General features: G+C 75.8%; 20 protein-coding genes. 7 read left to right on the plus strand and 13 right to left on the minus strand.

Features of this window, described 5'->3' with window-relative positions:
• The first annotated feature begins 172 nt into the window (after positions 1 to 172).
• From ACI78V_RS12355 to ACI78V_RS12375, 5 genes are read left to right on the plus strand one after another with little or no spacing between them, the layout of a single operon-like run.
• Entirely contained in the window at positions 173 to 1,573 is a 1,401-nt protein-coding gene (locus ACI78V_RS12355) for a sensor histidine kinase (RefSeq protein ID WP_456851198.1), read from the plus strand.
• A complete protein-coding gene (locus ACI78V_RS12360; protein ID WP_456851199.1) occupies positions 1,570 to 2,211 on the plus strand; it encodes a response regulator in 642 nt (213 codons plus the stop codon). The genes ACI78V_RS12355 and ACI78V_RS12360 overlap by 4 nt, the downstream gene beginning before the upstream one ends.
• 43 nt (positions 2,212 to 2,254) lie before the next feature.
• Complete coding sequence (locus tag ACI78V_RS12365; protein WP_456851200.1) at positions 2,255 to 5,101, plus strand: FAD-binding and (Fe-S)-binding domain-containing protein; 2,847 nt, start codon at positions 2,255 to 2,257, stop codon at positions 5,099 to 5,101.
• Between the two features lie 29 nt (positions 5,102 to 5,130).
• Complete coding sequence (locus tag ACI78V_RS12370; RefSeq protein ID WP_456851201.1) at positions 5,131 to 5,616, plus strand: cation:proton antiporter regulatory subunit; 486 nt, start codon at positions 5,131 to 5,133, stop codon at positions 5,614 to 5,616.
• Positions 5,617 to 5,628: 12 nt separating this feature from the next.
• On the plus strand, positions 5,629 to 6,789 hold the full coding sequence (locus ACI78V_RS12375) for a cation:proton antiporter (RefSeq protein ID WP_456851202.1): 1,161 nt from the start codon (positions 5,629 to 5,631) through the stop codon (positions 6,787 to 6,789).
• Between the two features lie 35 nt (positions 6,790 to 6,824).
• Here the strand turns inward: ACI78V_RS12375 and ACI78V_RS12380 are convergent, their stop codons facing one another.
• From ACI78V_RS12380 to ACI78V_RS12425, 10 genes are all read right to left on the minus strand, one after another.
• Positions 6,825 to 7,481, minus strand: coding sequence for a GDSL-type esterase/lipase family protein (locus ACI78V_RS12380; protein ID WP_456851203.1), 657 nt, complete (start codon positions 7,479 to 7,481; stop codon positions 6,825 to 6,827).
• 194 nt (positions 7,482 to 7,675) lie between these two features.
• Entirely contained in the window at positions 7,676 to 8,446 is a 771-nt protein-coding gene (gene fabG / locus ACI78V_RS12385; RefSeq protein ID WP_456851204.1) for a 3-oxoacyl-ACP reductase FabG, read from the minus strand.
• A 70-nt stretch (positions 8,447 to 8,516) separates the two neighbouring features.
• Positions 8,517 to 8,975, minus strand: a complete 459-nt coding sequence (locus tag ACI78V_RS12390; RefSeq protein ID WP_456851205.1) for an AAA family ATPase — start codon at positions 8,973 to 8,975, stop codon at positions 8,517 to 8,519.
• 70 nt (positions 8,976 to 9,045) lie between these two features.
• Positions 9,046 to 9,306 carry a hypothetical protein gene (locus tag ACI78V_RS12395; RefSeq protein ID WP_456851206.1) on the minus strand — a complete coding sequence of 87 codons (261 nt, stop codon included), beginning with the start codon at positions 9,304 to 9,306 and terminating at the stop codon, positions 9,046 to 9,048.
• 90 nt (positions 9,307 to 9,396) lie between these two features.
• Positions 9,397 to 10,698 carry an AI-2E family transporter gene (locus ACI78V_RS12400; RefSeq protein WP_456851207.1) on the minus strand — a complete coding sequence of 434 codons (1,302 nt, stop codon included), beginning with the start codon at positions 10,696 to 10,698 and terminating at the stop codon, positions 9,397 to 9,399.
• Positions 10,699 to 10,924: 226 nt separating this feature from the next.
• A complete protein-coding gene (locus tag ACI78V_RS12405) occupies positions 10,925 to 11,113 on the minus strand; it encodes a hypothetical protein (protein WP_456851208.1) in 189 nt (62 codons plus the stop codon).
• Between the two features lie 124 nt (positions 11,114 to 11,237).
• Complete coding sequence (locus tag ACI78V_RS12410) at positions 11,238 to 11,984, minus strand: dienelactone hydrolase family protein (protein ID WP_456851209.1); 747 nt, start codon at positions 11,982 to 11,984, stop codon at positions 11,238 to 11,240.
• Between the two features lie 48 nt (positions 11,985 to 12,032).
• Complete coding sequence (locus tag ACI78V_RS12415; protein WP_456851210.1) at positions 12,033 to 12,578, minus strand: hypothetical protein; 546 nt, start codon at positions 12,576 to 12,578, stop codon at positions 12,033 to 12,035.
• A 96-nt stretch (positions 12,579 to 12,674) separates the two neighbouring features.
• Positions 12,675 to 13,241 (minus strand): hypothetical protein, encoded by a 567-nt coding sequence (locus tag ACI78V_RS12420; protein ID WP_456851211.1) that lies wholly within the window; start codon positions 13,239 to 13,241, stop codon positions 12,675 to 12,677.
• Positions 13,242 to 13,280: 39 nt separating this feature from the next.
• Positions 13,281 to 13,748: a PPOX class F420-dependent oxidoreductase gene (locus tag ACI78V_RS12425; RefSeq protein WP_456851212.1), complete on the minus strand. Its 468-nt coding sequence runs from the start codon at positions 13,746 to 13,748 to the stop codon at positions 13,281 to 13,283.
• 75 nt (positions 13,749 to 13,823) lie between these two features.
• On the opposite strand from ACI78V_RS12425, the gene ACI78V_RS12430 reads away from it, so the two are divergent.
• Both ACI78V_RS12430 and ACI78V_RS12435 read left to right on the plus strand, forming a co-directional pair.
• Positions 13,824 to 15,149, plus strand: a complete 1,326-nt coding sequence (locus ACI78V_RS12430) for an AI-2E family transporter (protein ID WP_456851213.1) — start codon at positions 13,824 to 13,826, stop codon at positions 15,147 to 15,149.
• A gap of 71 nt (positions 15,150 to 15,220) precedes the next feature.
• The gene (locus ACI78V_RS12435) at positions 15,221 to 16,171 is read left to right on the plus strand and encodes a proteasome assembly chaperone family protein (protein WP_456851214.1); all 951 of its coding nucleotides are present in this window, start codon (positions 15,221 to 15,223) and stop codon (positions 16,169 to 16,171) included.
• Positions 16,172 to 16,315: 144 nt separating this feature from the next.
• Here ACI78V_RS12435 and purU read toward each other — a convergent pair whose 3' ends face one another.
• The 3 genes from purU to ligD (ACI78V_RS12450) all read right to left on the minus strand — a co-directional run bounded on the left by purU (position 16,316) and on the right by ligD (ACI78V_RS12450) (position 19,229).
• Positions 16,316 to 17,212, minus strand: a complete 897-nt coding sequence (gene purU, locus ACI78V_RS12440; protein WP_456851215.1) for a formyltetrahydrofolate deformylase — start codon at positions 17,210 to 17,212, stop codon at positions 16,316 to 16,318.
• Between the two features lie 72 nt (positions 17,213 to 17,284).
• A complete protein-coding gene (gene ligD, locus ACI78V_RS12445; RefSeq protein ID WP_456851216.1) occupies positions 17,285 to 18,205 on the minus strand; it encodes a non-homologous end-joining DNA ligase in 921 nt (306 codons plus the stop codon).
• Positions 18,206 to 18,242: 37 nt separating this feature from the next.
• The gene (gene ligD / locus ACI78V_RS12450) at positions 18,243 to 19,229 is read right to left on the minus strand and encodes a non-homologous end-joining DNA ligase (protein ID WP_456851217.1); all 987 of its coding nucleotides are present in this window, start codon (positions 19,227 to 19,229) and stop codon (positions 18,243 to 18,245) included.
• Between the last annotated feature and the right edge of the window lies 1 nt (position 19,230).

The following is a 19,230-nucleotide window of genomic DNA, read 5'->3' on the forward strand; positions in this document are numbered from 1 at the left end:
CGTCCTGCCCGGCCCCCACTTCGGGGGGGCCGAGCCCCCGGCCCCTTGCGCCCGCACCTCGCGGGATGACACAACTCCCCGGCAGGCCGGCACCGGGCGGTCCGCGGCCGTCGACGCTCCCGCGTCGCGCCGGGCCGCGCAGGGTGCAGCGTCGATGCGGGAGGGGGACGTCATGGCCACCGGGACGGCGGCGAGCGTCGCCGCGCCCCCACCGCCGGCCGAGTGGGTGCCGCTGGTGCACGGCACCCCCAGCGCGCGCCCGCCCCGGACCTCGTCGGTGCGCCGCGTGGTCGGCCGCTTCGTGGTGGCCAACCTGGCGGCGGTGGTGCTGCTGCTCGGCGGCGGGGTCTGGGCCGGCGTCGAGGCGGCGGAGGACGAGGCGCTGGCCGATGCCCGCCGCACGACCGACCTGCTGGCCGCCGTGCTCGTCGAACCCCACATCCAGGCGGGCCTGCTCGCCGGGGACCCGTCGACCCTGCAGGAGTTCGACGCCCACACGCACGAGCGGCTCGCCGCGGTCGGGGTCGTGCGGGTGAAGATCTGGACCGCCGACGGGCGGATCGTCTACTCCGACGAGCCCCGCCTCATCGGCAGGACGCACCCGCTCGACGACGACGACCAGCAGGCGCTGCGCGACGGCGTCACCCGCGCCGAGGTCAGCGACCTCAGCCGCCCCGAGAACCGCTTCGAGCGCTCGTTCGGCCAGCTGCTGGAGGTCTACCGGCAGATCGACGGCCCCGCCGGGCAGCCGCTGCTGCTGGAGACCTACTCCGTGTACGAGGAGGCCACCTCGCGGCAGTTCGAGATCTGGTGGGAGTTCGCGCCCATCTCGGTGGCCGTCGTGCTCACCCTGCTCGCGGTCCAACTGCCCCTGGCGCACCGGATGGTCACCCAGCTGCGGGCCACCCAGCGGGAGCGGGAGCTGCTGCAGGCCCGCGCGCTGGACGCCTCCACCGAGGAGCGGCGGCGGATCGCCGGCAGCCTGCACGACGGGATCGTGCAGGACGTCTCCGCCTCCGCCCTGCTCGTCGCCCGCGCGGCCGACGAGCTGCGCGCCCCCGCCGCCTGCGCCCGCTCCCAACCGGTCGCCGAGGTCCTCGGCCAGGCCGCCGGGGCGCTGCGGGAGTCGGTCGGCTCGCTGCGCTCCCTGCTGGTCGAGATCCACCCGCCCGACCTGGCGCGCTCCGGCCTGCCCATGGCCCTGGCCGACCTCGCCGACCGGCTGCGCCCGCGGGGTGTCGACGTCCGGGTGCACGTCGCCGACGACCTGGACCCGCCCCCGGCCGCGGCCGCCCTGGTCCTGCGCACCGTCCAGGAGGGGCTGCGCAACGTCGCCAAGCATTCCCGTGCCCGGCACGTCGACGTGACCGTCGAGCAGCGCCCCGGCCGGCTGCTGTGCGAGGTGACCGACGACGGCGTCGGCTTCCAGGCGGCGCCCGACCCCGACGGTCGAGGTGGCCGGCTGGGGCTGCGACTGCTCGCCGACCTGGCCGCCGCCGAGGGCGCCAGCCTGTCGCTGCGCACCGCGCCGGGGGCGGGCACGGGCCTGCGTCTGGAGGTGCCCCAGCCGTGATCGACGTCCTGGTGGTCGACGACCACGCGCTCATGCGCTCGGGCCTGTGCGGGCTGATCGCCGCGGCCGGGGACATGCGGGTGGTGGGCACCGCCGCCGACGGCGCCGAGGCCGTGGCGGAGGTCGGCCGGCTGCGGCCGCGGGTGGTGCTGATGGACCTGTCCATGCCGGTGATGGACGGCGTCCTGGCCACCCGCCGGATCGTCGAGGAGCACCCCGACGTGGAGGTGCTCGTGCTGACCTCCTTCTCCGACCAGCAGCGGGTGATCGAGGCGCTCGACGCCGGCGCCGGCGGGTACGTCCTCAAGGACACCGAGCCCGCCGACCTGCTCGCCGCCATCCGCTCCACCGCCCAGGGGCACTCGCCGCTGGACCCGCGGGTCGCCCGCACCGTGCTGCACGCCCGCCGCTCCCCCACCCGGGCGGCGGAGCTCACCGAGCGGGAGCAGGAGGTGCTCGCCCTGGTCGGCCGCGGCCTGGCCAACAAGCAGATCGCCCGGGCCCTCGGGATCCGCGAGGGGACCGTGAAGGCGCACCTGACCAGCGTCTTCCAGCGGATCGGCGTCCGGGACCGGACCTCGGCGGCGCTGTGGGCGCGCACCCACCTCCCCGAGGACCCCGCGGGCCTGGCGCGCTGACCCCGGGTCGCCGCGCCCGTCCCCTCGGGCCGAGACTGGCAGGGTGACCGCGGCCGCTGCACCCGACGTCGACCTGCTGTCCGCGCTGCGCCGGGCCGGCGTCGGAGACGTCGACGCCTCCGGCCTGGCCCGCGCGCTGTACTCCTCCGACGGCTCGCTGTACCGGGTGCTGCCCCGCGTGGTCGTCCGGCCGCGGCACCCGGACGAGATCGAGGCGGTGCTGTCGGTCTGCCGTGAGACCGGCGTCCCGTTGACCGCGCGCGGGGCCGGCACCTCGATCGCCGGCAACGCGGTGGGGCCCGGCGTTGTCGTCGACACCAGCCGGTACCTCGCGCGGGTCCGGGGCATCGACCCCGAGGCCCGGACGGCGACCGTGGACCCCGGTGTGGTCCAGGCCGCGTTGCAGCGGGCCGCCGCGCCGCACGGGCTGCGGTTCGGCCCCGACCCGAGCACGCACAACCGCTGCACGATCGGCGGGATGATCGGCAACAACGCCTGCGGGTCCCGGGCGCTGGGCTACGGCCGGACCTCGGACAACGTCGTCGGCCTCGACGTGGTCACCGGTGCCGGGGAACGGCTGTCCGTGGGGGCGGGGACGGCCGGCTCTGCCCGTGCGGGTGGGGTGCTCGGGGAGCTGCGGGCGCTGGTCGACGGCGAGCTCGCGGCGATCCGCACCGAGCTGGGTCGCTTCGGCCGCCAGGTGTCGGGCTACTCGCTGGAACACCTGCTGCCCGAGCGCGGGTCCGACGTCGCCAAGGCCCTCGTCGGCAGCGAGGGCACGCTGGCGCTGGTGCTCGGCGCGACCGTGCGACTGGTCACCGACGCCCCCCACCGCGGGCTGGTCGTCCTCGGGTACCCCTCGATGGCCGACGCCGCCGACGCCACCCCGGGGCTGCTGCGGCACGAGCCCACCGCCTGCGAGGGGCTGGACCAGCGGATCGTGCAGCGGCTGCGCGACGTCCCCGCCGCCGTGGTGCCCGAGCTGCCCCGTGGCGAGGGCTGGCTGATCGTGGAGCTGACCGGGGAGACCGTCTCCGAGGTGGTGGCCAAGGCCGACGGCGTCCTCGCCGACGCCGGCGCGCTGGACTCGCTGGTGGTCACCGACCCGGCCGAGGCCGCGGCCATCTGGCGGATCCGGGAGGACGGCGCCGGCCTGGCCGCCCGGACCTCCGACGGCCGGCCGGCGCACGCGGGCTGGGAGGACGCCGCGGTGCCGGTGGAGCGGCTCGGCGAGTACCTGCGCGGGTTCGAGGAGCTGCTGGGTGCGCACGGCCTGCAGGGGGTCCCGTACGGCCACTTCGGCGACGGCTGCGTGCACGTGCGCATCGACTTCCCGCTGGGACGCGGACCCGACCGCGGCCGGGAGGCCTACCGGGCGTTCGTCACCGACGCCGCCGCGCTGGTGGCCCGCTTCGGCGGCTCGGTGTCCGGCGAGCACGGCGACGGCCGCGCCCGCAGCGAGCTGCTGTCGACGATGTACTCGCCGCACGTGCTGGGCCTCTTCGAGCGGGTCAAGGCCCTGTTCGACCCCGGCGACGTGCTCAACCCCGGCGTGCTGGTCCGCCCGGCCCGCGTCGAGGACGACATCCGGGTGGCCGCCGCGCCCCGCCGGCCGACGACCGGCCGGCCGCCCCTGGCGCTGGCCTACCGGCACGACGGGGGTGACTTCTCCGCCGCCGTCCACCGGTGCACCGGCGTCGGCAAGTGCCGGGCCGACCTGCAGGCCACCGGCGGGGTGATGTGCCCGTCGTGGCCGGCGACGCGGGAGGAGAAGGACACCACCCGCGGCCGGGCCCGCGTGCTGCAGGAGATGCTCGCCCCCGGTGGCCCGGTGCGCGACTGGCGCTCCCCCGAGGTGCACGACGCCCTCGACCTGTGCCTGTCGTGCAAGGGCTGCTCGCGGGACTGCCCCACCGGCGTGGACATGGCCTCGTACAAGGCCGAGGTGCTGCACCAGAGCTACCGGCGGCGGCTGCGCCCGCGGTCGCACTACACGCTCGGGTGGCTGCCACGGTGGTCCGACGTCGCCGCCCGGGCGCCGCGGCTGGTCAACGCCGTCATGACCTCCCGGGTCGGCGGCCGGCTGGCCAGGTGGGGCGCCGGCGTCGACCAGCGCCGCTCGCTCCCGGTCTTCGCGCCGCGCACGTTCCGGCAGTCCTGGGCGCAGCGCCCGGCTCCCGCCGGGGACGGCCGCCCGGTGGCGCTGTGGGTGGACTCGTTCACCGACCACTTCGCCCCGGAGGTCGCCGAGGCGACGGCGCAGGTCCTGGAGGCGGCGGGTTACCGCGTGCAGGTCCCCCCGGCCGAGACCTGCTGCGGGCTGACCTGGATCACCACCGGACAGCTGGACGCCGCCCGCCGCACCCTGACCCGCACCGTGGCGCTGCTGGCGCCGCTGGCCGACGAGGGCGTGCCCGTGGTCGGCGTGGAGCCCTCGTGCACCGCGGTGCTGCGCGGCGAGGCGCAGGACCTCGTCCCCGGCGACGCGGCGGCCCGCGTGGCAGCCGCCACCCGCACCCTCGCCGAGCTGCTGCGCGACACCCCCGGGTGGACGCCGCCGTCCCTGGCCGGCGTCGAGGTCGTCGCCCAGCCGCACTGCCACCACCACGCGGTGCTCGGCTGGGCGACCGACGAGCGGCTGCTGCGCGACGCCGGCGCGACGGTGCGACGGGTGGGTGGCTGCTGCGGGCTGGCCGGGAACTGGGGCGTGGAGCGCGGCCACCACGAGGTGTCGGTGACCATCGCCGAACAGCAGCTGCTGCCCGCCGTCCGCGACGCCGGACCCGACGCCGTCGTGCTGGCCGACGGGTTCTCCTGCCGCACCCAGCTCGACGACCTGGCCGGCCGCCGCGCCCTGCACCTGGCGCAGCTCCTCGCCGCCGCCCGGTGACCGGCGCCGCGGTCTGCCACGATGCGCCGGTGGACCTCGAGGAGACCCTGCTGCCGGGCGTCGGCGTCCGGTACCAGCTGCAGACCCGCGCCGGTGACCTCCTCGCGGTCGTCGTGCGGCGCGAGGGCGGCGCCGAGGTCGCCGTGTACGACCGGCGCGACCCCGACCGCGCCCGCAGCGTCATCCGGCTGGACGCCGAGGAGGCCGACGCGGTCGCCGAGGTGCTCGGCGCGCCACGGCTGACCCAGCGCTTCGCCGACCTCTCCCGCGAGGTGCCCGGGCTGGAGTCCGGCCGTTTCCCGATCCGCCCCGGCTCGCCGTTCGTCGACCGCCCGCTCGGGGACACCCGCGCCCGCACGCTCACCGGCTGCTCGGTCGTGGCGATCGTCCGGGGCACCGACGTCGTCCCCTCCCCCGGCCCGGCCGACGTCCTGCGGGCCGGTGACGTGCTGGTCGCCATCGGCTCGGACGCCGGCCTGGAGCAGCTGGACCGGCGCCTGGCCGGAGCGGCCTGAGGCGCGGCCGGGGTGGACCACGTCGCCGCGCTGCTGGTCGAGCTCGGCCTGCTGTTCCTCGGCCTGTCGCTGCTCGGCCTGCTGGCCCGCCGGGTCGGGCTGTCGCCGGTGCCCTTCGTCCTGGTGGCGGCCCTCGCGCTCGGGGACGGCGGCGTCGTGCCGCTGTCCACCGCGCAGCCGTTCATCGAGGCCGCGGCCGAGATCGGCGTCGTCCTGCTGCTGCTGGCCCTCGGCCTGGAGTTCTCCGCCGACGAGCTGTTCCACTCCCTGCGCCGGCACGGGCCCTCCGGCCTGGTCGACCTGCTGCTCAACGCCCCGCCCGGCTTCGTCGCCGGGCTGGTGCTCGGCCTGCCGTGGCAGGGCGCCCTGGCCCTGGCCGGGGTCACCTGGATCTCCTCGTCGGGGATCGTCGCCCGCCTGCTGGGCGACCTGGGCCGGCTGGCCAACCGGGAGACCCCCGCCGTGCTGTCGGTGCTCGTGCTCGAGGACCTCGCGATGGCGCTGTTCCTGCCCCTGCTGGTCGTCGCCCTGGCCGGTGGTGGCCCCGCCTCGGCGGTCGCCGGCGTGGGCCTGGCCGTGGGCGCCGTCGTCCTCGTGCTGCTCGCCGCCCGGCGGCACGGCCACCGGCTGGGCCGGTTGCTGGCCTCGCCCGACGACGAGCAGATGCTGCTCCGACTGGTGGGGCTGACCCTGCTCGTGGCGGGGCTCGCGCAGTCGATGGGCGCGTCGGCGGCGGTCGGCGCCTTCCTCGTCGGGCTGGCGCTCCCGGCGTCCTTCGCGGAGCGGGCCCGGGCTGTCCTCGGTCCGCTGCGGGACCTGTTCGCGGCGACCTTCTTCGTCGCCTTCGGCCTGTCCACCGACCCGGGCGCGGTGCTCCCGGTGCTGCCCGCCGTCCTCGTGCTGGCGGTGGTCACCACCGGCACCAAGGTGGCCACCGGCTGGTTCGCCGCCGGTCGGGACGGCGTCGCCGTCCCCGGGCGGCTGCGCGCGGGGACGGCGCTGGTCGCCCGTGGTGAGTTCTCGATCGTCATCGCCGGCCTGGCGGTCGCCGCGGGGATGACCGACCTGGGGCCGGTGGCGACCGGCTACGTGCTGGTGCTCGCCGTGCTCGGGCCGGTCCTCACCCGGTTCGCCGAGCCCCGCGTGCCGCGCGGCGCACCGGTGCCGGGCTAGGGGTACCCCGGCACAGCCGCTCGACGGGAGCGTCGTCAGGCGGCGGCGTCGTCCCGGCGGGCGACGGCCGCGGCCACGACGTGCGGGGCCAGCGCGTCGGCGATGACCGCGTAGCCGGCCGACGAGGGGTGGAAGCGGTCGGCGGAGAACATCCCCGGGTCGGCGGAGAAGGCCGCCGCCACGGCGTCGGAGACGCCGGCGACGGAGGCGCCCGCAGCCCGGGCGACGGCGGCCTGCTGGCGCTGCAGCTGTGCGGACGCGGCCTGCACCAGCGAGCGGAACGCCGGCGGCACGAACGGCACCATCGACATGTCCGGCGCCGGGACGACGACCACGTCGGTCCCGGCCGCGCGGAGTGTGCCCAGGGCCGCCGCCAGCGCCGCGGCCGCCTGCGCGGGGGGCACCATGCGGGCCAGGTCGTTGGCGCCGACCACCACCACGGCGAGGTCCACCGCCAGCGGCTGGGCCCGGCGGGCCTGCGCGGCGAGGTCCCCCGAGACCGCCCCCGGGACGGCGAGCACGGTGAGGTCGACGTCGAAGCCGGCGTCGCGCAGCACCGTGGTCAGCCGTGGCCCGAGGGTGTCCGCCACCCGGGCGGCACCGGAACCGAACGCGAGGGAGTCACCGAGCAGTGCCAGGCGCAGGGGCCGGCCGTGCGCCGGGGAGGAGCGGGGGGCGGAAGGGTCCTTCACCACGCTCCGTACAACGGCTCCCGGCGCTCCGCCATGCCCGGCGGGCACGTCCGCCGATGTGTCCGTCGCCATGCCCGGATCGGCGCGGGGCCCGGCCGGAACGCTCCCGGCCGGGCCCTGGTGACGTGCCGGAGCGGCCACCCTCCCGGGACCCGCGCCGGACGTGTGAGGCGTGGGGGGAGGGTGGTCCCTTCTCAGGCCTTCGGGCCGCCCGCGGCGTAGACGACCTGGCCGGAGACGAAGCCGGCGCCCTCGCTGACGAAGAAGGACACCAGGTGGGCGATGTCCTCCGGCTGCCCGACGCGCTGCACCGGGATCTCCTTGGCCGCGCCCGCGATGAAGTCCCCGAACGGGACGCCGATCCGCTCGGCCGTCGCCTTCGTCATCTCCGTCTGGATGAAGCCCGGCGCGATCGCGTTGGCGGTGACACCGAACTTGCCCAGCTCGATGGCGAGGGTCTTGGTGAAGCCCTGCAGGCCGGCCTTCGCCGCGGAGTAGTTGACCTGGCCGCGGTTGCCCAGCGCCGAGGTGCTCGACAGGTTGACCACGCGGCCCCACCCGGCCTCGATCATGTGCTTCTGCACCGCACGGGTCATGAGGAACGCACCCCGCAGGTGGACGTTCATGACCGTGTCCCAGTCGGCCTCGGTCATCTTGAACAGCAGGTTGTCGCGGGTCACCCCGGCGTTGTTGACCAGGACGGTCGGCGCGCCGAGCTCGGCGGCCACCCGGGCGACCGCGGCCTCGACCTGCTCGGCGTCGCTGACGTCGGCGCCCACGGCCAGCGCGCGGCCTCCGGCGGCCTCGATCGCCGCCACGGTCTCCTTGCCGGCGGTCTCGTCCAGGTCGAGCACGCCCACGGCGAACCCGTCCTGCGCCAGCCGCAGCGCGGTGGCCGCGCCGATGCCGCGAGCGGCCCCGGTCACGATGGCCACGCGGGCCCCGGTGCTGCTTGCCTCGCTCATTCGGAAGATCCCTTTCGTGTCTGCCCCGTCCGGTGCGCTCCCGACACGGTACGGCGGGCAGACGCGGGTCCTACCGACCGGTAGCCCCCGGCGCGTCGGTGTGCCCCGCGCCGATGACGTCCACCCGGTCGAAGCCCTCCTCCGGCGCAGGCGGCACGAACCGGGCGGCGGTGCCGTAGAGCCCGGCCAGGGGCACGCGGGCCCGCCCGGTCCGCGCCTCGTTGCGCGACACGCAGACCTCGACCGGCGTCTCCAGCCACACCGCGCGGACGCCGACACCGGCGGCCCGGGCCGCCGCGACGAGGGGGGCACGCTCCTCCGGCGTCGGGTTGGTGTTGTCGACCACGACGCTGGCGCCCTGCCCCAGCAGCTCGGCGACCACCCGACGCTGGCGCGCCTCGCGACGGCGGGCGTTGGGCCAGTGGTCCTTGCTCACCACCCGGTGGGTGCCGGCCAGGTGCTCGCGCACCCACGTCGACTTCCCGCTGCCCTGCAGCCCGGCCATGACGACGAGCTCCTGCCCGGGCACCGCCCTCACGCTCCACCCACCGGCTAGACCATCCCGGGAGCGGCCGGGCGACCCGCGGGGTGTCCCGGCCTCAGGCCGACTTCCGCAGCGGGGTGACCTCGGCGTCGTCCGGCGCCCGCCGCGGAGCCGGGTGCTCCACGAGCGCCAGCACCCGCCCGGCCATGAAGCGCGCGGTGCGGACCGGGGTGCCACCGCGGGTGCTCTCCGTGACCTCCACGACGCCACGGCCGTGGGTCACCTCCACCCGCCGTCCGGCACGGGTGGCCTCGATGTCGTACGTGCGGGTCGCACCGCCGGCGTCGATCACGACCTCTACGCGATCGCCCTTCATCGTCGTCCTCCGAAGACGTCAGGCCGGGCGGGGTGCCCGACGTGATGACAACGTCCTCCAGGGGTCTGACATTCCGCCTGACCTGCGCGTTCAGTCCTCGGAGTGCCGTCGGCCGGGCAGGTGCGGGTGGAGCGCCCGGACCGAGGCGATCGCCGCCCGGCGGGCGTTGGCGCGCTGGCGGGCCCGGCTGGTGCGCGGGGCACGCGGCTCCTCGCGCAGCAGGGCGTCGAGCCAGTGGCCACGCGGGTCGACGTCGACGAGCATCGCCTTGACCAGCAGGGTCAGCGGGATCGCCAGCAGGGCACCGAGCGCGCCGAGCACCCAGCCCCAGAACAGCAGCGCGACGAAGGTGACCGTCATCGACAGGCCCACCGAGTCGCCGACGAAGCGGGGCTGGATCAGTGTCTGGACGACGAAGTTCAGCGCCGCGTAGACGGCGACCACGGCCCAGAACTCCGTCCAGCCGCCGCCCAGCAGACCCAGGATCGCCGGGGGCACCAGCCCGAGGACGAAACCGATGTTGGGCACGTAGTTGGTGATGAACGACAGCAGGCCCCACACCACCGGCAGCGGGATGCCGATGATGGCGAGGGCGACGGTGTCGCAGACCGCGACGATCGCCCCGAAGACCGTGCTCACCAGCAGGTAGCTGCGGGTGCCGCGGGCGAACAGGCCCAGGGCGATCGGCAGGTGCGGCCGGTCGGCGGCGACGAGCGCCAGCCGCCGGCCGAACCCACCGGACTCGATGGACAGGAACACGATCGCCGACAGCAGCAGGACCAGCGTCGTCGCCGCGTCGCTGAGCCGGGCGAGCAGGCCGGTGGCCACGCCGACCAGCTGGCTGTAGTCGAACTGGGCGACGAGGTCGGACAGCTGCCCGGAGACGATGCCGCGGTCGTTGAGGTCGTCGACCACCGAGGCGAGCAGCCGCTCGGCGGAGCCGGCGTAGTCGGGCAGCAGGTTGGCGAACTGCGCTATCGAGACCACCAGCAGCGCCACGAACGCCAGCAGGATGCTCCACACCAGCACCAGCAGGACGGTGGCGCTGACCCAGCGCGGCCAGCCGTGCCGCTGCAGGAAGCGCTGCACCGGCATGAGGGCGATGACGACGACCAGGGCGAGCAGGACCGGGCCGACCAGCCACGCGATCGACCGGACGCCGGCGATCGCGATCGTGGCCGCCGCACCGCCGACCAGCAGCACCAGCCAGCGCGGCAACCCCGCGGTCGACGGGCCGACCTCTCCGGGGGTGCCGGACGCTGCGCCGGCCGACGCGGCCCCCGCGGACCCCGCCCCGACCGACGCCGCCTCGTCGACCACGGCCTCGGCCACCGAGGTCTCCTCGGCGGTGGCGGCCTCGACGGCGCCGGTCAGCTCGGAGGAGCCCCGCACGGGAGGGGTGTCGGCCCCGGTGCCCGGGAGCCGCTGCGCAGCGACCATCGTCCCCGCCGGTTCAGCCCGTGAGGCGGACGGCGCCCCGCAGGCCGCCGGCCGTCACGACGTCGCTCATGCCCATGTGCACTCCGCTCTCCCCCGTGCGGCGCCGCAGTACCCGGGCACCAGCGTGGCATGCCGGGCCCGCCGGCTCAGGAACCCGCACCGTCCAGCAGCGCGGTCATCACCGGCAGGTCGGAGGAGGCCGCGGTCTCCCGGGCGGTCGGGCCGCCGTCGTCGGTGAGGTCGGCCGGTACCCCGGCACCGAGGGGGCGACGAGTTCCTCGGTCGCGCCGAAGCGGGCGACGTCGAAGACCCGCGCGGCCGGCTCGATGACCCCGGGGTCGATGCCGCCGCTGTGCTGTCCGGTCACGGGACCGAGCCTAGGAGGTGCCCCACCCGGTCGCGGACCCCACGGGACACCCGCGCCCCGGGCGGTACCCACCGGCCCGGCCCCGCCCGCCGGTCCGCTCGCTGCGGTGCTGCCGCCGCTGTCGTCAGTCGGCGGCGACCCGGTCGGTCAACGCCAGCACCCGCTGCCAGACGTCGGTGCAGGCATCGGCCCAGTCGCCGTGGGCCCGGTCGAAGAACGAGTGCGGGGCGCCGTCGTAGACGGCGGTCTCCACCTCCGCGCCGCCGGCGCCCAGCTTCCCGGCCAGCTCCAGCTGCTCCTCCACCGGCGTGGCGGCGTCGGCGCCGGCGATGACCATCAGGGTGGGCCGCGTGGCCGGGGCGTCGCCCACCATCGACGGTCTCCCGTAGAAGCCGATGCAGGCGGCGAGGTCCAGGTCGCCGCCGGCCAGCCGCCACGAGTGGCTGCCGCCGAAGCAGAAGCCGACGGTCACCACCGGCAGGTCCGGCCGGGTCCGCTCCCGCAGGTGTGCGATGGCCGCGGCGACGTCGGCGTCCACCCCTGCCGGCGTCGTCTGCGGGATGTGCGTCTGCCAGTCGAAGTCCTGCTCGCGCGTGCCGGTGGGCGGCAGGTCCGCCGTCCGCCCGAAGTAGTCGACGGCGACGGCGGGCAGACCGGCCTCCGCGAACCGCTCCGCCAGCGCGACGTAGTAGGGGTGCAGCCCCCGGATGTCGGGCAGGACGACCACGCCGACCCGGGCCGCACCGGCGGGCACGGCGTAGGCGGCGGCGAACTCGGTACCGTCGGCCGCGGTCAGGGTCAGGGTGCCGCGCTCTGCGACGTCGCCGCTGCGGGGCGGCGCGGGCGGGCGGCTGTCGGTGTCGTGGCACATGAGCGCTGTTCTACCGGGCCGCCCCCCGCCCCGCCCGCCGGCCCCGGCTCAGGTGTCGGCGGCGTCGTCGGCCGCGGCCGGGGAGCCGCCGAACACGCGCGCGGCGACCTCGCGGCGGACGTCGGCGAGCCAGTGGTGCTGCTTGTCGGCCTGGGCGATCAACCGGTGGAACAGCCCGCCGTCGATGCGGGGGTCGGTCTCCGCCAGCGCGCGCAGCGTCTCGAAACCGGCCCGCTTGGCCAGGACGGCGGTGGCGATGAACTCGAACTCGACGAGGTCGGAGAGGGGCGAGCGGGAGAGCAGGTGCCCGTTGAGCTTGACCCGGGACAGCTTCTCCGCGACCCACGAGGCAGCCTGCTTGTACTGGCGGACGGGGACACCGATCGACTGCATGGTCGTCTCCAGCGCCGCCCGCTCCTCGCGCAGCTCACCGAGCAGCTCCTCCAGGCGCGGCTGGTAGGGCCCCCCGCGGTGCCGGCCGAGCATCCGGCCGACCAGCTCGATCCCACCGGTGGCCGCGGCCAGGTGGTCGTTGGTGTAGACGCCGAGGAGGTCGACGTTGCGGATCCCGCCTGACGCGGACGGCTCGGGCACGGGCTCTCCCAGGGACTGTGGGCGGTGGCGCCCCATTCTGGCCGCGCGGTGATCACCGCGCGCGACGACGGGCCGCGGTGCCGGCCGGCCGCACGGTCAGCCCTCGGCGCGGGCGAGCAACCGGGCGGCGGTGGGCCGCAGCTCCCGCTCCAGCTCCCACAGCCCCGCCGCGAGCCGCTGGCCGACGGCCTGCCGGGAGATGCCGAGCACCGCGGCCGCCCCCGCCTGGGTGCGGCCGCCGGCGACGAGCTCGACCGCCGCCCAGGCCTGGGGGCTGCGCCGCTGGACGACGACGGCCAGGGCGGTCAGCACGGCCTGCGCGTCGGCCGCCTCGGGCGGCACCGCGCCGCGGACGGCCAGCCGGGTGCCGCGCTGACGGGCGGCGTCCGCTGCGCGGCGGGCCGAGAGGAGGGCCGGACTGCCGGGACGCAGGCCGTCGGGCACCGGCCCGGCGCCCACCCCCACGCTCCAGCCGGGCGTGCGGACCAGCGCCAGGACGACGTCGACGACGGCGGCCGGATCGGCCAGCACGCCCTGCAGTTCGCCGTCCCCCGTCCGGGCGAACCGCCGCACCACGGGGATCCCGCCGAGGCGACGGAGGGCCACCTCGACCTGCTCGGGCCCGCCGTCGCCGGTCCACGCGGCGGTCACCACGAACGGCACCGGGCAAGCCTGACACCTTTCCCGGAGCCGGGCCAGGTCCTACATCCGCGCGGCGACGTCCGGGGGGAAGCCGCCGGTCGCGACCGGCCCCCACCGCTCGATGGTGATCCGCAGCAGCGACTTGCCCTGCCGGGTCATGGCCGCGCGGTACTCGTCCCAGTCGGGGTGCTCGCCACTGATGGACCGGAAGTAGTCGACCAGCGGCTCCAGCGCCTCGGGCAGGTCCAGCACCTCGGCCCGCCCGTCCACCTGCACCCAGGGGCCGTCGAAGTCGTCGGAGAGCACGCACAGGGACACGGCGGGGTCGCGGCGGGCGTTGGTCACCTTCGCCCGCTGCGGATAGGTGGAGACGACGATGCGCCCCTCGCCGTCCAGGCCGCAGGTCACCGGCGAGAGCTGGACTCCCCCGCTGCCGCGGCGGGTCACCAGCACCGCCTTGTGGCGGGGACGCAGGAACTCCTCGAGCGCGGCCCGGTCGACGCGGTCGGCTGTCGCGGTCTTCGGCATGTGCCGACGCTACGACGCGGTGACGAAGATCGTTCCCGCCCGGCTGGTGGCACCCATCTGTGTTGTGATCGACGTATGAGGCTCCGCCCGTTCGGCCGCTCCGCCGCACACCCCGAGGCGGAGAGCCCCGCGTCGTCGTCCACCCCGGCTGCGCGTTCCGGCCCCGTCCCGGCCGGCCGCTCCGACCGGGACGGCACGCCGGGGGCGGTCACCAGCGCCCCGGCGCCGGTGACCGGCCGCGGTCCCCGGCTGCAACGTGCCCTGCGCGCGCTGGCGGTCTTCTCCGCCCAGCTGCTGCTCATCGTCGCGGCCCTCGTCGTCGTCGGGTACGTGCTGGGCCGGCTGTGGGTGATCCTGCTGCCGATCGTGCTCGGGCTGCTCTTCGCCACGGTCCTGTGGCCGCCCACCCGCTTCCTGCGCAAGCACGGCTGGCCGCCGGCGCTGGCCGCCTCGGTGGTCACCGTCGCCGCCCTGGCCCTGTTCGGCGGGATCATCGCCGCGATCGCCCCGTCGGTGGCCGACCAGGTGGGCGAGCTCGCCGACCAGGCCAGCGGCGGGCTGCAGGAGCTCCAGGAGTGGCTGACCGGGCCGCCGTTCAACCTCGGCGAGGACCAGATCGGCCAGGCCGTCGACCAGGCGATCAACTCCCTCCAGAGCAACGCCCAGGACATCGCCAGCTACGCGCTCACCGGCGCCTCGGCGATCGGCAACGGGCTGATCAACCTGGTGCTCGCGCTGCTGCTGGCGTTCTTCTTCGTCAAGGACGGCCCCCGCTGGGTGCCGTGGCTGGCCGCCCAGACCGGCCCCCGCGCCGCACCGCACGTGGCCGCCCTGTCGTACAAGACCTGGTCCACGCTGTCGGAGTTCATCCGCCAGCAGGCCCTGGTCGGCTTCGTCGACGCCCTCTTCATCGGCATCGGGCTGTGGATCCTCGACGTCCCCCTGGTCCTGCCGCTGGCGGTGCTGACCTTCTTCGGCGCCTTCATCCCGATCATCGGTGCGTTCGTCGCCGGCGCCTTCGCCGTCCTCATCGCGCTGGTCAGCAACGGCTGGACGACGGCGCTGATCGTGCTGGCCATCGTGGTGCTCGTGCAGCAGATCGAGGGCAACGTGCTCCAGCCGATCATCCAGGGCCGCGGGTTCAACCTGCACGCCGCCGTGGTGATCCTGGCGGTGACCGCGGGTGGCAGCCTGGCCGGCATCACCGGCGCCTTCCTCGGCGTCCCGGTCGCGGCCCTGATCGCCGTCGTCTACCGGTACGTGCGCGACGAGCTGGACGGCCGCTCCCCCGAGGTCGCCGACGACGGCACCCGGCCCCGCGTGACCGGCGACGAGCAGGGGGCGGCGCTGACCCGGGAGCCGGCTCCGGCGGACGGCGAGCCCGACCTGCCCCGCGGGTGAGTCCGGGAATGCCCGCGCCCCGCCGCGGGCTGCACGTGCCGTAACAGCCGGACCCTGAGGAGGCAGCCACCGTGGCGCAGCGACCCGAGGACCTCGTCGAGCTCCTCGCCGAGGCGGAGCCCTTCCTGACCCGCGAGGCACGGGTGACCGGGGGCGAGGAGCGCCGCGGCCTCGTGCTGGTCCACGACCTCGCCGGTGAGTTCGACGCCGCACACGCCGGCGCGCTGGCCGGTTCGCACCTGCTGGCCACCCTGCCGCACGAGGTGATCGCGCGGTTCGACGTCGACAGCCTGGTCGACTACCGCGCCCACCGGCCGCGGATGACGTTCCACGGCGACCGGTACGAGTCCTTCACCGCTCCCGAGCTGCTGCTCCACGCCGTGGAGGACGACGCCGGCGAGCCGTTCCTGCTGCTGCACGGCGCCGAGCCGGACTTCGCCTGGGAGCGGTTCGTCGCCGCGGTGGCCGGGCTGGTCGAGCGGCTGGGCGTGACGTCGGTCGTGGCGCTGCAGGCCATCCCCATGCCGGTGCCGCACACCCGGCCGGTGACGGTGACCGCGCACGCGACCCGCCGTCAGCTCATCGCCGACTACCCCGTGTACTGGGGCGAGATGCGCATCCCCGGCAGCGTCGCGGCGCTCCTGGAACTGCGGCTCGGAGAGGCCGGCGTCGACGCGTTCGGCGTGGCCGCCCACGTGCCGCACTACCTGGCGCAGGCGACGTTCCCCGCCGCCTCGCTCACCCTGCTCGAGCACCTGTCCCGGCTGACCGGTCTGCACCTGCCGACCGAGGCGCTCCGTGAGGCCGCCGAGGCGCACCGCACCGAGGTCGACGAGCAGATCGGCCGCAACAGCGAGAACACCGCCGTGGTCGCGGCGCTGGAGCAGCAGTACGACCAGTTCACCAGTGCCCGGGAGGGCAGCGAGCTGCTCAGCGAGATCGGCGAGGTGCCCAGCGGCGAGGAGATCGGCGCGGAGCTCGAGCGGTTCCTGGCCGAGCAGGAGCGCCGCCGCGGCGACTGACCGGGGCCCGTTCACGCGACCGACCCCACTCGGTCGGCCCCGGTGCAGGGTCTCCCCACGTCCGCTCCACCGGGGTCCACTCGACCGCCCCTCCTCGACCGGGGTCAGGACGAGGCCCCGTCCCCGGCCGGGGGCGGGGACCGGTCAGGCGAAGACGATCGTCTTCTCGCCGTCCACGATCACGCGGTCCTCCACGTGCCAGGTCACCGCCTGGGCGAGCACCTGCCGCTCGACGTAGCGGCCGATCCGCCGCATGTCCTCCACCGATGCGCGGTGGTCGACCCGGGCGACCTCCTGCTCGATGATCGGGCCGGCGTCGAGTTCCGGCGTCACGTAGTGCGCGGTCGCCCCGATCAGCTTCACGCCGCGGTCGTGCGCCGCCTGGTAGGGGTTCGCCCCGACGAAGGCCGGCAGGAAGCTGTGGTGGATGTTGATCAGCCGCTCCGGGAAGCGGCTGCAGAAGTCGGCCGACACGATCTGCATGTAGCGGGCCAGCACCACCAGGTCCACGTCGCCGACCAGCTCCAGGGCGCGCGCCTCGGCCTCCGCCTTGGTCTCCGGGGTGACCGGCACGTGGTGGAACGGGATCCCCGCGGCCCGGGCGACCGGCTCCAGGTCGGGGTGGTTGGAGACGACGACGGCGATCTCGGCCAGCAGGTCGCCGGCGCGCACCCGGTAGATCAGCTCCTGGAGCACGTGGTCGGTCTTGCTCACGAACACCGCCAGGGTCGGCCGGTGCGCCGCCTCGGTCAGCCGCCAGGTGAACTGCCACTCGTCGGTGAGGGCGGCCAGCCGCTGCTCCACCTCGGCCCGGCGGGCGGCCAGGTCGGCGAGGAAGAACTCCAGGCGCAGCGTGAAGGTGCCGCCGCTCGGGTCGGAGGAGTGCTGCTGCGAGTCGATGATGTTCGCCCCCACGTCGGCCAGCAGGCCGCTGAGGACGGCGACGATCCCGGGCCGGTCGGGGCAGCGCACCACCAGGCGGCCGACGTCGGCCAGCCGGTCGTCGCGGGATCCGGTGTTCGGCAGCTCGGCAACTGACACGGGAAGGGAGGATGCCAGGCCCGGCGACGGCTCCCGCCACGGCACCGCCGGCGAGCCCGCGAGGGGTGCCCGTCAGGCCGGCGGCAGGACGGCGCGCCGCGCCCCGGCGATGTCGAACAGGTCGCCGTACTCCTCGACCCGGGCCAGCACCTCCTCGGTGCGGAAGCGCAGCGACCCGGGGTCGGCGCCGTCCACCACCGCCTCGACCTCGTCCCAGCCGATCGGCGCCGACACCGTGGCGTCGGGGCGGGCGCGCAGGGAGTACGGCGCGACGGTGGTCTTGGCCGGGTTGTTCTGGCTCCAGTCGATGAGCACCTTCCCGGGGCGCAGCACCTTCTCCATCCGCCAGACCACCTCGTCCGGGGTCTCCGCCGCCAGCTCCTGGGCCAGCTGCCTGGCGTAGCGGCTGGGGTGCTCGCGATCGGTCACCCGGATCGGCGCGTACACCTGCATGCCCTTGGACCCCGACGTCTTGACCACCGGGTCCAGGCCGTCGTGGACCAGGCGCTCGCGCAGCCGCTCGGCGACCTCGCAGCACTCCAGGATGCCGGTGTCCGGGCCCGGGTCGAGGTCGAGCACCAGCAGGTCGGGCAGTGCCGGCTGCAGCCTGCTGCCGACCTGCCACTGCGGGACGTGCAGCTCGAGCGCGGCCAGGTTGGCCGCCCACGCCAGGTCCGCGACCGTCTCGAGGATGACCATGTCCAGGGTCTCCCGCCCGCGGGAGCTGCCGGGGCTGGGCACCGTCACCCGCCGCACCCAGTCAGGGGCGTGCCGGGCGCTGTTCTTCTCGAAGAACGCCTGCCCCTCCACCCCGTCGGGCCAGCGGGTGAAGGTGACCGGCCGGCCCGACAGGTGCGGCAGGAGCACCGGCGCGATCCGCACGTAGTAGTCGATCACCTGGGCCTTGGTGAAGGAGACCTCCGGGAAGAGCACCTTCTCCAGGTTGGAGACGGTCAGCTGCCGTCCGTCCACCCGCACGAGTTGCCGGCTCACACCCCCCTCCGTGCCCCGGACGGCGACCGGCGACGCCTCACCACTCCTCCACGACGTCCTCGGCCGCGATGTCGTCGCGCAGGCCGCGCCACGACGGGTGCCGCAGCCGCCCGTCCGCCGTCCACACCGCGAAGGCCACCTCGCCGACGAGGTCCGGCTCGACCCAGTGCGCGTCGCGGGTCACCTCCCGCGGCAGGGCACCGCTGAACGGACTCGTGCGGCGCGGGGTGAACAGCGCCTCCAGGTCGCGCAGCGCCTGGGCGGTGAACCCGGTGCCGACGTGCCCGACGTAGACGAAGCTCCCGGCGTCGTCGTGCACGCCCACCAGCAGCGACCCGACTCCCCCGGCGCGCCGGCCCTGCCCCGGTCGCCAGCCCCCCACGACGACCGACTGGGTGCGGACGTTCTTCACCTTGCGCCAGTCCGGGCCCCGGAGGCCGGGCCGGTACGGGGAGTCCAGCCGCTTGGCCACCACCCCCTCCAGGCCGTTCTGCCGGCTGGCCGCGAGCACCGCCGCCCCGCCGCCGCGGAACCAGGGCGTGCCCGTCCAGCGCTGCCCGCCGACGGCGAGGGCGTCGAGCCGCCGGCGCCGGGCCTCGTAGGGCAGGTCGGAGAGGTCCTCGCCGTCGAGGGCGAGCAGGTCGAACACGAGGTAGGTGACCGGCGCGGCGGCGGCCATCCGTGCCACCTCGGGGCCGGTGCGGTGCATCCGGCCCTGCAGCGCACCGAAGTCCGGGCGGCCCCGCGCGTCGAGCGCGACGACCTCGCCGTCGAGGACGGCGTCGTGACCGGCCAGCTGCGCGGGCAGCCGGGCCAGCTCCGGGTAGCGCACCGTGATCTCCGTGCCGCTGCGCGCCCACAGCGCGAGGGCGCCGTCGCGCACGACCGCGACCGCCCGGACCCCGTCCCACTTGAACTCATAGCCCCACTCGGCGTCCTGGTCGGACGGCGGCAGCGACGCGGCGGTGGCCAGCATCGGCGTGGGCACCGCGACCGGCGCGGGCACCTCAGGCGGTGCGGGCACC

The sequence above is a fragment of the Geodermatophilus sp. SYSU D00742 genome, from assembly GCF_054049935.1.